This window comes from uncultured Phyllobacterium sp. (assembly GCF_902479695.1).
GTDB lineage: Bacteria > Pseudomonadota > Alphaproteobacteria > Rhizobiales > Rhizobiaceae > Phyllobacterium > Phyllobacterium calauticae.
The window spans coordinates 1-15,072 of record NZ_CABSQF010000053.1 but is presented as its reverse complement, the minus strand read 5'-3'; the positions used below and the strand labels follow the sequence as shown (position 1 = coordinate 15,072).

The window sequence follows — 15,072 nt, the reverse complement described above, 5'->3', positions numbered from 1 at the left end:
GCATGAACATATCCGAGGAAAGCAGCATGATATTTCGCCCATCCCACATCTCCTTCGCTCTGGCGGTGCTTATCGCCACCGTTTCCGGTCTCGCCATGGTTCACGCCGAAGGCTTTGACCTCAGCCCCGACCAGAGTGGCCGTATCCGTGCTGAAAAGAGCGAAAAGGTCATTGCCTCGATTCCCGCGACGTTCAAATTCGTCAGGGACGATACGCTGACCGTCGGCATCAGTGTCGCGCACCCGCCGCTCAGCGCCTACGCAACGGATGCCAAGACTGTGGTCGGCTATGATCCGGACTTCGCCCAGCTGATTGCCGATATCTTGGGCAGGAAGCTGGAACTGGTGCCGGTTGCCTGGGCGGATTGGCCACTCGGCCTGGAATCGGGAAAGTTCGATGCCGTCATTTCCAATGTCGGCGTCACGGAGCAGCGCAAGGAGAAATTCGATTTCTCCACCTACCGCCTCGGCCTGCATGGTTTCTACGTCAAAGCCGATAGTCCGATCACATCGATCAAGGAGCCAAAGGATATTGCCGGGCTCAAGATCATCACGGGATCGGGCACCATCCAGGAAAAAATCCTGCTCGAATGGGACAAGCAGAATGCGGCAAAAGGGCTGAAGCCTGTCGAGCTCCAGTATTATGACGATGACGCGGTCAGCGCGCTTGCCATCCAGTCGGGCCGGGCCGATGCGGAATTCAATCCCAATGCGCCCCAGGCCTATCGCGCGGCGATCGATCACAAGATCAAACTGGTGGGAACGGTGAATGCCGGATGGCCGCTCATCGCCGACGTTGCAATCACCACCCGCAAGGGGAGCGGTATTGCCGATAGCTTGACCGCAGCAATCAATGAACTGATCGCCGACGGTAAATATGCCCATTCGCTGGAACGCTGGAAACTCGGCCCCGAAGCCCTCGACAAATCGCGGACCAATCCGCCCGGCCTGCCGAAAATCTGACGCCACGGCTGGTTCACGAACAAGCAACAAGGGCTTTTCCCATGACGACCACATCCCTCGCCATCAAGCACGTCGGCTTCCTCACACCGGGTAATTACCGGGACGACAATCCATATGAAGGACTGGAAAATACGCTCCAACTGCTGGAATTCGGCGAGAAGCTGGGATTTGATAGCGGCTGGGTGCGGCAGCGCCACCTTGAGCATGGCATATCCTCCGCGGGCGTGTTTCTTGCCGCGGCGACCCAGCGCACCAGCCGCATCCAACTGGGGACAGCCGTCATCCAGATCGGTTATGAGAGTCCCTACCGGCTCGCCGAGGATCTGTCGACCGTTGATGTTCTGGCACGGGGGCGACTCAACATCGGCCTGAGTGCCGGTACGCCAGCCCATGCGGAGTTGCTCGGCCCACGGGTGTTTGACGGCAACTGGAAGGACTACGACCTTTCCCACGAGCGCGTCATTCGCTTCGCCGACAATCTGCGCGGTGAATTTCTCGCCGATCCCCAGACATTCATCGCAACGCCGGGCGGGCCGCAACGGCCGCGCCTGCAACCGCATGCCGAGGGCCTGGTCCACCGGGTCTGGTATGGCGGCGGATCGCTCCGATCCGTGGGATGGGCCGGCAGGAATGGCTTCAATCTCATGATCGGCAATGTAACCGCCGGTGAAAACACCGATGATTTCTACGAAGCCCAGGGTCGTCAGCTCGACGCGTACCATCACAATCTCGACGGCGTCTTCCGCCGCGTGTCGCTTGGACGTGTCATCGTCCCGACTGACAGCGCGGATGCTGGTACCCGGAAGAAGTATGCTGACTATGCGGCAAGCCGTCATGAGCGCACGCTGAAGCCACAGGGTGACCGCCGTACACTGTTCCCCAAAGATCTTGTCGGAACATCCGAGCAGATCCTCGAACAGCTCTTCAACGACCCGATTGTTGCGCGCGTCGGGGAGCTGCGGCTGGAACTGCCCTACGAGTTCCAACAGCACGAATATCAGCAAATCCTCTCCGATTTCATCTCCCACATCGCTCCGGAAATCGGCTGGGGCAATCAGCCCGTGCGCATCAGTGCGGGGGCACGGCGCTGACGATCAACCAACAAACCACACTCAAGGGGTTATCCATGACAACCAGACTGCGACTTCTATCCTTTGTGGCCGGGGCATTTATTGCCGCCACGACCCATCTCGCCTTTGCAGCCGGGGACGGCTTCGATCTCAGCCCGGACCAGAAAGACCGCGTGCGGGCCGAGAAAAACCAGAAGGCAATTGAAGCTGTCTCCAAAAACTTCAAATTCGTCAGCGACGGCAAGCTCACCATCGGGCTGCACCCGTCTAACCCGCCGCTCAGCACCTATGCCAGCGACGCCACCACCGTTGTCGGTTTTGACGTCGATCTTGCCCAACTGGTGGCGGACAGCCTCGGACGCGAGCTGGTTCTCGTACCGGTCGCGTGGGCCGACTGGCCGCTTGGGCTTGAATCCGGCAAGTTCGATGCGGTGATTTCGAATGTCACGGTTACGGAACAGCGCAAGGAGAAGTTCGATTTCTCCACCTATCGCAAGGATGAGCTTGGCTACTACGTCAAGGCGGACAGTGCCATCAAGGCCATCAAAGAACCCAAGGATATTGCCGGGCTCAAGGTGATTACCGATGCCGGCACCAATCAGGAGAAAATCCTGCTGGCCTGGGACAAGGAAAATATCGCCAAGGGTCTAAAACCCATCGAAGTCCAGTATTATGACGACGACGCTGTCAAATATCTGGCCATTGAATCCGGCCGTGCCGACGCCGTCTTCAGCGTGAACGCAACGCAGGCCTATAAGGCTGCTGTCAACGGCAAGACCAAGCTCGTCGGAACCGTCAGCGGTGGCTGGCCGATCACCGCTGAAGTGGCCGTAACCACCCGCAAAGGCAGCGGCGTGGCGGACGGTGTCACAACGGCGCTTAACGCCGTCATCGCCGACGGCAAATATAAAAAGGTGCTCGATCGCTGGAATCTTGGCTCGGAAGCCATCGACAAGGCAACCACCAACCCGCCCGGTCTGCCAAAGAGCTGAGACCGTTCACATCGAAAGGCCGCACCGGTATAAACCGGTGCGGCCTTTTGTTTGGCTCATTCGCCGTAGGGAACCCAGATGTTCTTCACCTGGACGGCGCGGCGCAGATAATCCTTGCCCTGCCCCTGCTGCGTATTCGCCCAGTCGCGCTGGCGGCCATTGTTGACCCAGGTGGCTTTCAGATTGCCGCACGATGCCTTTTCAACCATCGCACTGCCCTCTTTCGAGCCCACGTACCACAGCGCATCCACTTCGTCGTGTTCAGCCAGAGTCTTGGCCAGAACATCGCGCTCACCAGTGACGATGTTCACTACCCCGCCCGGAACATCCGAGGTGTCCAGCACTTGATAGAGATTGGCTGCGAGCAGCGGATGCCTGGCGGATGGTACGGCCACGACACGGTTGCCCATGGCAATGGCTGGCAGAACCAGCGAGATGAACGCCAGCAACGGCTGGTCGTCCGGGCAGACGATACCGACGACACCCCAAGGCTCGTTCATCGCCAGGGTCACATGGCGTGACTTGGTGGAATGCACCGCGCCGTCATATTTGTCGGACTGAGCGGCATAATAGAATATGCGGCGAAGCGCGGTTGCAAACTCGTCAGCTGCCACCTTGGCTGAAACGCCGGTGCTCTCCACCAGCAATGCTTCAAACTCGGCCTGCCGCGCGCTCAAGTTTTCGCCGAGATAGTACAACACCTGTGCCCGGTTATGCGTCGTGACACCACCCCAGGAACCAGCCTTTGCAGCCGCTTCCACGGCATTGCGGATATCCTTGCGATTGCTGATGCCGGCCTGGCCGATGATCTGGCCGCCCTTGCCGACGACCGAATAGCTGTAACCGCCGTCGGGGCGAGCCTGCTTGCCGCCGATATAGTTCTTGATGGTGCGATCGATTGAACCACCAAGCGCCATTTTCGCCTCGCCATCCGGCGCTGCCGATGGCTTGAATGCCTGTTCGGCCTTACCGGCTGGCAGACGCTTCTCCCAATCGGCGGTCAGGTACTCGTAGAGTCCTTCACGCCCGCCCTCGCGGCCATAACCGCTCTCGCGATACCCGCCAAAACCGGCACCCGCATCGAGCAGGTTGGTGGAATTGATCCAGACCACACCCGCCTTGACGCGGGCGGCCATGTCGAGGGCCAGATTGATGTTTTCCGACCAGACCGATGCTGCCAGTCCGTATTTGGTGTTGTTGGCAAGGGCGATGGCCTCATCCGGCGTGCGGAACGTCGTTGCGGTGGCAACCGGTCCGAAAATCTCCACTTCGCATACGGTCGACGCCGGCTCGACATCGGTGAAGAAGCCCGGCGCAAAGAATGCACCCTTGCTGGGCAGCGTTACCGGCGCCTGCCAGAGCGTACCGCCCTCTGCCTTGCCCTGCTCGACCAACGATGTAATGCGCTTCAGCTGTCCCTTGGAGACAATCGCGCCGACATCCATGGTCTTGTCGAGGGGATCGCCGACCCGTAGGGTTTCCATGCGCTTGCGCAGTTTTGCATAAAACCGCTCGGCAATGCCTTCCTGGATGAGAAGACGCGAACCGGCGCAGCACACCTCACCCTGGTTGAACCAGATGGCATCAACCACGCCCTCGATAGCGCCATCGATATCAGCATCTTCGAACACGATGAAAGGCGATTTACCTCCCAGTTCCAGCGACAGCTTCTTCTCCGAACCGGCAATCTGCTCGCGGATGATACGGCCAACTTCGGTCGAACCGGTGAAGGCCACCTTGTCAATATCGTCATGGCCACAGATCGCTGCACCCGTCGCGCCATCGCCGTGAACGATGTTGACGACACCGGCGGGCAGGCCGATTTCATGACAGACTTCGGCGAAGGCAACCGCTGTCAGCGGTGTCAGTTCGGCAGGTTTGAGAACAACCGTATTGCCGGCGGCAAGCGCCGGCGCGATTTTCCACGCCAGCATCAGCAGCGGGAAATTCCACGGGATCACCTGACCGCAGACACCCACGGGTGAAAAGCCTTCGAATTCTGTTTCTACCATCTCTGCCCAACCGGCATGATGGTAGAAATGCCGGGCGACCAGCGGAATATCGATATCGCGGGTCTCGCGGATCGGCTTGCCATTGTCCATGGTCTCCAGAACTGAGAAGAAGCGCTCGCGCTTCTGGATATGGCGGGCAATCGCGTAGAGATATTTGGCGCGTTCGTGACCGGGCAGCTTCGACCATTTGCCGAAGGCCGCGCGGGCTGCCTTCACGGCCGCATCGACATCGGCCGCCGTGCCGTGTGCCACCTTCGTCAGAACGGCATCATTGGCCGGATTGATGACTGCAAATGTCTCGCGGCCCTCGGTGCCGGTGAACTTGCCATTGATGAAGTGACCAAAACCCGCCTTGTTGGCATCAAGCCAGCTCTGGACGTCGGTATTGCTCTCTGGTGCCGGGCCATATTCCATCGTGCGAAGAATATCCTTGATCTGTCCCATATTCCTGTTCCTCAAGCGAGTGCGTGGCGCGAAGACGCGGCGTAGCGACCCGTCACATAATGTTCCAGCTGCCGTTCGATATCGCCAAGCATCGAGCTGGCTCCGAGCCGGAACAGATCCGGCTGCATCCACGGCAACCCCAATTCTTCCTTCATCAGGATCAGCCAGTTCATGGCATCCTTAGCCGTCTTCATGCCGCCCGCAGGCTTGAAGCCCACGGTCTGGCCGGAAAGCTCGCCGTAGTCTCGCAAGGCGCGCAGCATCACCAGACTGACGGGAAGCGTGGCATTGACATCTTCCTTGCCGGTCGACGTCTTGATGAAATCGGCACCGGCCTGCATCGCAACCATCGACGCACGGTAAACATTGCGCAGCGTGTTGAGATCGCCCGTTGCCAGAATGGCTTTCATATGCGCCTCGCCCGAAGCCTCGCGCATCCGGGAAATTTCATCATAAAGCGCCGACCAGTTCTGGGTGAGAACGTGTTCGCGTGTGATGACGATATCGATCTCCTTGGCACCCTCACCCACCGCATAGTGAATCTCGGCCAGGCGCTGCGGCAGCGGTGTCAGGCCAGCGGGGAACCCTGTAGCAACGGATGCAACGGGAATGCCCGAACCTTCCAGCGCCTTGACCGCATGGGGAACCATCGTCGGATAGACGCAGACCGCACCGGTTGTGATATGCGCATCGGCAAGCCCGAGCGCTTCCAGAATGTCATCACGCACCGGCTTTTTCGCCTTGGCGCACAGGCGGCGGACGCGGCCCGCCGTATCGTCGCCGGCAAGAGTCGTCAGGTCGATGCAGGTGATCGCCTTAACGAGCCAGGCTGCCTGATACTCCTTCTTGACCGTTCGCCTGGTGGTCAGTGTTGCCGCCCGGCGCTCCGTTGCCGAACGGTTGACCGCGATGTCCTCGAACCAGTCCGGCAGAAGTTTCGTACCGGTATTGCGCGCGTGGGAATGTGGCATTTGGATTTCCGTGCCCTTTTGGACCAATGGTTGTTGCGTGTTCATCCCCGACCCTTCCTATGATCGATGAAGCGATTGAGCAGGATGGCTGCAACGATGATAATACCGGTGACAGTCATCTGGTAGAAGGAGCCCAATCCCAGAAGATTGAATATGTTGCGGAGAACCTGCAGCAGCATCACGGCAAAAAACGTACCGAGCACGCCGCCGCGTCCACCGAAAAGACTTGTACCACCCAGCACAACTGCAGCGATGGCGTCAAGCTCAAGCCCCTGCGCCGCTGTAGGCTGGCCGATGCGCAGGCGCGATGTCAGAAGAATACCGCCCAATGCTGCCATGACCCCTGACACCGCGAAAACCGCCGTGATCATGAACCGGGTCGGCAGGCCGGACAGCCGTGCTGCTTCGGGATTGCCGCCCGTCGCGAAGACATATTCGCCGAACACGGTGAAGCGCAGCACCAGCCCGGCGACAATGCACAGGACAACGAAGATCAGACCCATCGATGACAGGGAGAAGCCGGGCAGAAGCGGGATCATCGTCGAGCTGATCGACGCGAAACCCTGCGGGAGACCGCTCACGGGTACACCGTCGGTCATCAGATAGGTGATGCCACGGAACGAGACGAGCCCGGCCAAGGTCACGATGAAGCTCGGCACCTGGGCAAGCGCGCTGATCGCCCCCATGCCGGCGCCGCAGGCCGTCCCCACGAGTGCCGTTATCGCGACGGCCACGAAAGGATCAAAGCCATGCGACATCAGCACGGCGACCAGCATGCCGCAAAGCGCGACGACACTGCCGACAGACAGATCGATATTGCCGGTCAGGATGACAAAGGTCATGCCGATGGCGACCACGCCAACAACCGCAGCCTGCTGAAACAGATTGGCAATATTGGTAAAGGTCAGGAAGTTGCTCGACAGCGAGGTCGCGATAACAACCACTGCCAGAAAGATGACGATGAAGTTGTACTCGATCGCCAGATCGACAAGACGCTTGCCGAATGCCGGCGTATCGGCTGGCGGCAAGGCGGTTTCAGTGTTGGACATGATTTTCACCCAGAATTGTTGCCCTCAATATTGCGTCGCGGTCCGCAACCGAGGGATCGTATTTGCCGATGTTGCGGCCTTCATGAAAGACCCAGATCGTGTCGCAGGCGGCATAAAGCTCATCGAGCTCGCTGCTGGCGACAATGACGGCAGCCCCTTCCCGGGCGAGCCTGTCGACCAGATTGTAAAGATCTGCCTTGGCGCCGATATCGAGGCCACGGCTGGGCTCATCGAGAAGCAGCACGCGCGCGCCATTGATGATCCATTTTGCCAGGACGACCTTCTGCTGGTTGCCGCCGGAAAGCTGCACGACAGCCTGCTCCGGCCGTCCATATTTGGTCGACAGGCTTTTCAGGACCGGCGCCGTCTTTTGCTTTTGCAGCGAATGGCGCGTCAGCCAGCTCTCGCGCATGGATGGCAGTGTTGCATTCTTGTAGATCGGAGCGTGCAGGACGAGGCCTTCCGTCTTGCGGTTTTCCGGCACCAGGCCGATACCGCTGCGGATGGCGTGAGCCGGGTGACGCGGATGGAAGGACTTGCCTTCCAGCTTGATGTCGCCATCGAAACGGTTGGCGCCGAAGAGGGACTTGAGGAACGAAGTACGACCGGAGCCATTCAGCCCGGTCAAGCCGACGACCTCACCCCAGCGCACGTCGAGACCGCTGATATCAAGTCCTTCCGGTCCGCGCAGCCGGTTGACGCGGAGCGCGACATCGCCGGTCACCGGTTCGCGGGTTTTCCGTTCGATCAGCGAGCGCTGTTTGCCGATGATCGCTTCCACCAATGCGCCATCCCCGGTGCTCTTGACGTCGAATGTCTCGATGGTCCTGCCACCGCGCAATACGGTGACCCGGTCGCCGATTTCGCGCAGTTCACCCAGCCGGTGGCTGACATAGAGTATGGCAACCCCCTGCCTGACGAGTTCGCGAATGACCTTGAACACGCTCTCAAGCTCGGTTTCATTGAGCGATGCCGATGGCTCGTCCATGATGATGATCTTGGCATCCATGGTCAGCGAGCGGGCAATGGCGGTCAGTTGCTGGTTGGCGACCGACAGGGTCTCGACCCGCGCTTCCGGTTTGAAATGCGCGCCTACGCGCTTCAACGCTGCGGCTGCCCGTTCCCGGCGCTCCCTGTGATTGATCAATCCAAACCGGCCCGGTGCATGGCCGAGAAACAGGTTCTGTTCGACGGTCAGTTGCGGGACAAGATCCAGTTCCTGATAGATCATCGAAATGCCAAGCCGCGCGGCCTGAGACGGAGAATGCAGGTCAACAGGCTTGCCATCCAGCAGAAGCGAACCGTCGGTCGGGCGGAAAGCTCCCGCTATGATCTTGAGCAGTGTCGATTTGCCGGCGCCATTGGCGCCAAGAAGACAATGCACCTCTCCGGCACGGACATTCAGCGAAGCCGACTCCAGGGCGATGATATTGGGCGGGAATTTCTTCGACACCTGCTGGACGGTCAAAACATCAGTCGTCACTTGCGGCCTCCAATGCATAGCGGGCCGTGGCTTCGTCGGTAACAATGACCGAGACAAAACCAGCCTTCAAGGCAGCCAGGGCTATCTGCAATTTTTCCTCGCCCGCAACGACCCCGATCGAACGCTGCTTGGTCTTGAGGTAATCAAGCCGAAGCCCAACCGTGCGGTCGTCAATGGTCTGATCAACGATGTTGCCATCCTTGTCGAGGAAACGACCAAGAATGTCTCCGACGGCGCCCGCATCTTTCAGCCGGTCGATATCGGCCTCTTCAAGATAACCGGAACTGAGCAGCACGGATTCGTGTGTAATGCCGCCCATGCCGAAACAGACCACATCCGCCTGCATCGCAAGTTTGAGAACGCGCTCGATGATTGGATCTTCTTCAAGCACTTCGCGGGTGCTTTTCTTGCCCAATATGGCAGGAACCGGCAAAAGCGTGGCGATGCCGTTGCCTGCCTTGGCGAATTCCTCCGCAACAGCACTTGTATGGGTTGACGTTGAACGCAAATTCGTCGAGCCGTTCACCAGAACCACATGCACGCCCGGGTTCCAGTTGTTCGGCAGGAATTTGGCAACCGCGGACATCGTACGGCCCCAGGAGACACCGATCAGATCGGCCTTGGGATTAAGGCCGGCCAGGTATTTCGCCGCTGCCTGCGCCACACTTTCCATGAGAAGGGCTGAATCCGTCGTTCCGCCCGATGGGACGACGATGGCGTCGCGCAGGCCGTATTCCTGTTGCAGGCGCACCTCGAGCTCCGTCCGCCGATAGGCGCGCGGCGTGATCTCGATGCGCACAACCCCCAATTCCTTGGCTTCGATGAGCAGTCGCCCTACCTGCCATCGCGTCAGACCGAGTTCCGTGGCAATCTCGCTCTGGGTGCGCTCAAGATCATAATAAAGCTTGGCGACGCGCACCATCAGGTGCTCCCGCTGCTCGTCGGAAGGCAACCGGACAGATGGATTGATCCGTGCGTCGCTCATTGTACAGCCCCCGCCAATTGCCTTGCGCTCAATGCATGCAGCGCCGGTGTCAATGTTTCGGTCGTATCCCGATAGAGCGCCATCGTATCCCGATAGCGCCTGCTGCGCACGGGGTCAGGCTGCACTTCCCGTGCCGGAGCAGCGCAGGCTTCCGAGGCCGCGATGAGATCGGGAAACAGTCCAAGCGCATGGGCGGAACACACGGCCGTTCCGATGAGAGAGAGATTGTCATCACTCGCCACGTGAACGGGTCGGCCGATGGCGTCGATTGTCGCCTGCAACCACAGCGGGTTCTTGCAGATGCCGCCAGCCATGACGATCCGCTCGACGGAAACGCCGCGTTCTTCCAGAACCGCAACGACATTGGCGGAACCAAGCGCAATGGAATCCACCGCCGAGGAATAGATGTCTGCCCTATCATGACTGAGCGACAGGCCGAGGATTGCCCCGCGCAGATCCGCATCCCGGTAGGGTGTGCGGTTGCCCATCCAATAATCGAGCGTCAAAAGGCCTGAATCCTGCGCCGAAACCACGGACGCCTGGCGGATCAGATCGCGGTGGCCCTGCTCGTCCAATCCGAAAATCGTGCTGCTGAACCAGTTGAGGATTGACCCGGCCGAAACCTGCCCCGCCTCCACCAGCCACAACCCATCGACGAGTGCATTGGGATAAGGTCCCCAGAAGCCGGTGACATTCCCCTGTTCCTTCAGATGTGTCAGATGCACGACGGATGTCCCGCCGATGATCAGCATTCCACCCGCAGCAACGGTTCCCGCACCAAGCACACCGATATGCGCATCGATGCCACCCTGGGCAAGAAGCGGTTGCGAAGCGATGCCAAGGGCTGCGGCAACGTCCGGTTTCAATGATCCGATAGCATCGCCAACCGGAACGATCCTTTGCGGCAGCTTGTCCTGCAACGCGGGAATACCGAGCGCTTCATAGATCTCTGGAACAAACGTGCCATTCTTTGAATCATAATTCCACTTGCAGGCGGCATTCATGCGCGAGCCTACCCACGCGCCGCACAGCCTGTAGTTGATGAAATCCAGTGCTTCGCAAATGATACCAGCCTCGGCAAAGATGGCTGGTTCGTGTTCGGCCAGCCACATCGCCTTGGGAACCAGCCATTCGACGGCATCGCCGCCGCCGCTATAGGCCATGACGGGATGATCAACCTTTTCCGTGGCGCGAGCCTCTTTGGCCGCCCGGCAGTCCATCCAGAGAATGGCCGGATAAAGCGGCGTGCTTTCCCTGTCGCAAATCACAACGGAGGAAGCAGTCGTGGCAACACAAACCGCAGCTATTTCAGTCGATCCGCATTGCTCGACGGCCTGACGGCCAGCCCTCAGAAGCGCATTCCACCATTCCTCGGGTTGCTGTTCTGCCCAGCCTGCACGGGGATATATGGTGGAATAGCTGGCTTCCGACAGCGAGAGCATGGTCCTGCGCTCGACATCGTAAACACCGGCGCGGACTCCTCCCGTGCCAAGATCAAAGTTCAGGACAAGTGTCATCCTGCCGTCTCCTCCCTCGATTCCCTGCCTCTTCCCGAGTTCTTTCAGGGCCGGAACATGACCTTCGAAAAGAACACGCTCCTGTCAGTCCGGAACTTTTCGAACATTCCCGGCAACTCGGCAAGGTCGAGATCATGGGTTATCATGAATTCCCATTCCAGTGCGCCGGATCCCAGCTTTTCCAGCGTCACCGTCCATTGCGGTCCCGGATAAGGCGCGCCGAACGAATTCCACGAGCCATGCAGCGATACCTCCTGCCGCAGGAAATGCTGGAATGTCTTGTTGTCCAGGGTTACCTCCGCAACCGGAATGCCGATGAAGACCACATGACCGCTCGGTGCGGCCATCTTCACCGCCATGTTGATCGACGACGGATGTCCGGCGGCTTCGATAATCGTATCGCAAAGCAGGTTGGCGGGAATGTCCGCACCGGACAGGAATGTGTGTGTTGCGCCGGCACGCCGCGCCATGGCCAGCTTTTCCTCCGATACATCGACGGCAACAACATCGCTCGCGCCCATCAGCTTGAGCCATTGAATGGCAAACAGGCCAATCGGGCCACAGCCGATGACGCCGCCGCGCTGACCCATTCCGATACCGCCAGCCTTCCATATGGCATGAATGGCAATCGACGCGGGATCGGTCATGGCGACCGCTCTTGGGTCAATCCCCTTTGGTGTCTTCAAAAGATTGGAAACGGGAACGCAGACAAATTCCGCATAGGCGCCATCCCGGCGCGAACCGAAATAATCGTAGTCACGGCAGCGCGAAAACTGCCCCTTCTGGCACTGGTCGCATTCGAAGCATGGCAGCATCGGCGGAATGGCCACCAGTTCGCCGAGGTCAAAGCCTTCAACGCCTTCGCCAAGCTCAGTGATATGACCCGAAAACTCATGGCCGCAGATGAGCGGCATCCTGTGTGCGCCCTTGATCAGCATGCGCGGTAGATCCGACCCGCAAACGCCCACGGACGCGACGCGGACAATCACGTGTCCCGGCTTGATCTGTGGTTCCGGGACGTCTTCGAGGCGAATGTCGCCCGGGGCATAGAGAACTGCTGCACGCATCATGGTATCCTGTGGGTATATAATAATGGGAGCTGCGGAACAGGTCTGCTCCGCAGGCTCGGGAGGAGGCCTTACTGGCCGAGAACGTGCGGGCGATATTCGGCAAACAGTCCGGCGCGGGGGAAATCCGCAACATTCTTGGACGTTACCAGTGCCGTGCCCGCATCGACAAAGGACGAAACCGGCTTCTTGGCCGCCGCTTCGCGGGCAACCTGAATTGTCACGTCACCGAGATATTTGGGATCATTCAGCGCCGAACCGATATAATTGCCGCCGTCGGCAATGATGGTGAGCGCTTCCGACAAACCGTCCACACCGGCAACCAGCACATCGCTGCGGTTGTTTTCCTTCAGGACCTGCAGAGCGCCAAGCGCCATATCGTCATTGTGCGCATAGATAACCTTCACATCCGGATTGGCCTGAAGCAGATCCTGCATGGCGGTGACCGCATTGGCGCGGATGTATTCCGCATAGGGGCCTTCGATGATGGTGTGACCCGACCCTTCAATGGCGCTGTGAAAACCGTCGCGCCGGTCCATCATGACCGCGCCGCCGGCATCGCCCTGGATCTCGATGATCTTGGCTTTCTCGACACCGTCAGCCTTCAGGCGCGCGACAACCGCTTCGCCGACCAGCTTGCCCATGTTCTTGTTGTCGCGGCCGACATGAGCGGTAACGCCCTTGCCATTGACGCTGCGGTCAACCGTAATGACCGGAATACCGGCAGCAACGGCCGCTTCGAGCGATGGCACGACCGCATCGGGATTGACCGGGTTGATGATCAGCGCGTTCACGCCCTGGGTAATCAGATCCTGAATGTCATTGTTCTGCTTGCTGACATCGCCGTTGGCATCGAGGAAAACCAGTGTATCGCCGCCGGCCTTGGCGGCCGCTTCCGCTCCTGTCTTGAGCTGCACATAAAAGGGCGACTGCAAGGTCACCTGACTGAACCCGATTTTCAGGCCATCCGCATTGGCTGCGGTCATGCCCAGACCTGCCACCAATGAAATGGCGGTTCCGGCAAAGGCGAATCTGAACAAAAAGCTGCGACGGTTGAGCATGGTTTTCCTCCCCAAAGACTCATTTTTCTGCTAAATCTACATTTGAGCAAATATCGCTCATTTGTTATTTTAGATAATCAGAAGTTGCTGAATGAGTCAACGCGGTTGACAAGATCGCTGGAGAAAACAAATAAGCAGTTGAAATATATGTGATATTCATCCGTCCCATGCGGCGTCTGTCCGGCAAATGCAGAGGGAATAGTGTGAACAAAGGATCTGCAGCAAACCACAAAAGTTGCATTTGCAGGCGAGAGCGCTCTAAGCTCGGCTCTTTGCATCGTGAGTTCGCACCATGTCCAGCCCAATACAGATCACGCCGGAACGCATTGTTGAAACCGAGCGTCTCATCCGGCCGCACATCCGGCATACTCCGGTCATACGGGCCGATCTCGGTGACTTCGGCCTGCCGACGCGCGGCGTCGATTTCAAACTTGAATTTCTGCAGCACTCTGGTTCGTTCAAGGCGCGCGGCGCCTTTGCCAATCTGCTCACCCGCCCAGTGCCGGAAACGGGCGTGGTTGCCGCATCGGGCGGCAATCATGGTGCTGCTGTCGCCTACGCGGCCATGCGGCTTGGCATACCCGCAACCATATTCGTGCCCGGCGTCACCGCACCTGCCAAGGCGGACCGTATCCGCAGTTACGGTGCAAACCTGGTTGTTTCCGGAGACCGGTATGCCGATGCCCTGGCGGCGAGCGAGCAGTTCGTGGCGGAACGCAGGGCAATGCCGGTTCACGCCTTCGATCAGCCGGAAACCCTGCTCGGCCAGGGAACGCTTGGTCTGGAAATCGAAATGGACCTGCCTGCTATCACGACCCTTTTGGTCGCGGTGGGTGGCGGCGGCCTGATTGGTGGGATTGCGGCCTGGTTTTGCGGCCGCGTCAAAATCGTCGCTGTCGAACCGGAGGATGCACCGACCCTGCACAGGGCGTTCAGCGCAGGCAGACCCGTCGATGCGCCGACGGAAGGCATCGCCGCCGATTCCCTGGCGCCCAGGCGCGTCGGAGAACTGATGTTCCCGTTTGCCCGGGATTTTGTCGCGCAGTCCGTGCTCGTCTCGGACGATGACATTCGTGCTGCGCAGTCCGCCCTTTGGGAGCGGCTGCGCATTGTCGCTGAGCCCGGTGGCGCCGCCGCCTTTGCCGCGCTTCTCGCGCAGAAATACGTTGCCGGTCCGGACGAACGTGTTGGCGTTCTCCTGTGCGGCGCAAATACTGGCGCTGTGCAGTTTTAAGAGGGCTGCACCGGCATTCCTCGAACGGCGAAAGCCCCGCTTTTGGCGGGGTTATGTTTGTGTTTTGTTAGAAGCTGGTTTTGTTGGTTTTGTGGAGTGGCTTTGCCCGTTCGGGTGTTAAAACAGTCCGGTTGACTGCTTTCCGGGGCTTTGGGCGGCCGCGCTCAGGCTCTGGGTTATGATCCTGGCGAAGTGCGCTATGTTGGAAGGTTGTTTGGTTGGTTG

General features: G+C 59.2%; 12 protein-coding genes. 4 read left to right on the top strand and 8 right to left on the bottom strand.

Annotation, left to right across the window (positions count from 1 at the left end; translation table 11 throughout):
- The first annotated feature begins 26 nt into the window (after positions 1–26).
- Genes RDL77_RS21850 through RDL77_RS21840 form a run of 3 tightly spaced genes read left to right on the top strand, consistent with a single transcriptional unit; the run spans position 27 to position 3,024 of the window.
- Positions 27–962, top strand: coding sequence for an ABC transporter substrate-binding protein (locus RDL77_RS21850; protein WP_288194692.1), 936 nt, complete (start codon positions 27–29; stop codon positions 960–962).
- A gap of 41 nt (positions 963–1,003) precedes the next feature.
- Complete coding sequence (locus RDL77_RS21845) at positions 1,004–2,053, top strand: LLM class flavin-dependent oxidoreductase (RefSeq protein WP_288194691.1); 1,050 nt, start codon at positions 1,004–1,006, stop codon at positions 2,051–2,053.
- A gap of 35 nt (positions 2,054–2,088) precedes the next feature.
- On the top strand, positions 2,089–3,024 hold the full coding sequence (locus RDL77_RS21840) for an ABC transporter substrate-binding protein (protein WP_288194690.1): 936 nt from the start codon (positions 2,089–2,091) through the stop codon (positions 3,022–3,024).
- A 56-nt stretch (positions 3,025–3,080) separates the two neighbouring features.
- On the opposite strand, the gene RDL77_RS21835 is transcribed toward RDL77_RS21840, so the two are convergent.
- From RDL77_RS21835 to RDL77_RS21800, 8 genes are all read right to left on the bottom strand, one after another.
- Entirely contained in the window at positions 3,081–5,480 is a 2,400-nt protein-coding gene (locus tag RDL77_RS21835; RefSeq protein ID WP_288194689.1) for an aldehyde dehydrogenase family protein, read from the bottom strand.
- A gap of 11 nt (positions 5,481–5,491) precedes the next feature.
- Entirely contained in the window at positions 5,492–6,451 is a 960-nt protein-coding gene (deoC, locus tag RDL77_RS21830; protein ID WP_223616036.1) for a deoxyribose-phosphate aldolase, read from the bottom strand.
- Between the two features lie 41 nt (positions 6,452–6,492).
- Complete coding sequence (locus RDL77_RS21825; protein ID WP_288194688.1) at positions 6,493–7,500, bottom strand: ABC transporter permease; 1,008 nt, start codon at positions 7,498–7,500, stop codon at positions 6,493–6,495.
- A complete protein-coding gene (locus tag RDL77_RS21820) occupies positions 7,487–8,983 on the bottom strand; it encodes a sugar ABC transporter ATP-binding protein (RefSeq protein WP_288194687.1) in 1,497 nt (498 codons plus the stop codon). Before RDL77_RS21820 ends, RDL77_RS21825 begins: the two co-directional genes overlap by 14 nt.
- Complete coding sequence (locus RDL77_RS21815; protein ID WP_223616033.1) at positions 8,973–9,968, bottom strand: sugar-binding transcriptional regulator; 996 nt, start codon at positions 9,966–9,968, stop codon at positions 8,973–8,975. Before RDL77_RS21815 ends, RDL77_RS21820 begins: the two co-directional genes overlap by 11 nt.
- The gene (locus tag RDL77_RS21810) at positions 9,965–11,485 is read right to left on the bottom strand and encodes a ribulokinase (RefSeq protein ID WP_288194686.1); all 1,521 of its coding nucleotides are present in this window, start codon (positions 11,483–11,485) and stop codon (positions 9,965–9,967) included. Before RDL77_RS21810 ends, RDL77_RS21815 begins: the two co-directional genes overlap by 4 nt.
- Before the next feature lie 44 nt (positions 11,486–11,529).
- Positions 11,530–12,552: a galactitol-1-phosphate 5-dehydrogenase gene (locus RDL77_RS21805; protein WP_288194685.1), complete on the bottom strand. Its 1,023-nt coding sequence runs from the start codon at positions 12,550–12,552 to the stop codon at positions 11,530–11,532.
- A gap of 71 nt (positions 12,553–12,623) precedes the next feature.
- Positions 12,624–13,613: a substrate-binding domain-containing protein gene (locus RDL77_RS21800; protein WP_288194684.1), complete on the bottom strand. Its 990-nt coding sequence runs from the start codon at positions 13,611–13,613 to the stop codon at positions 12,624–12,626.
- Positions 13,614–13,905: 292 nt separating this feature from the next.
- On the opposite strand from RDL77_RS21800, the gene RDL77_RS21795 reads away from it, so the two are divergent.
- Positions 13,906–14,847, top strand: a complete 942-nt coding sequence (locus RDL77_RS21795) for a threonine/serine dehydratase (protein ID WP_288194683.1) — start codon at positions 13,906–13,908, stop codon at positions 14,845–14,847.
- Positions 14,848–15,072 lie beyond the last annotated feature (225 nt).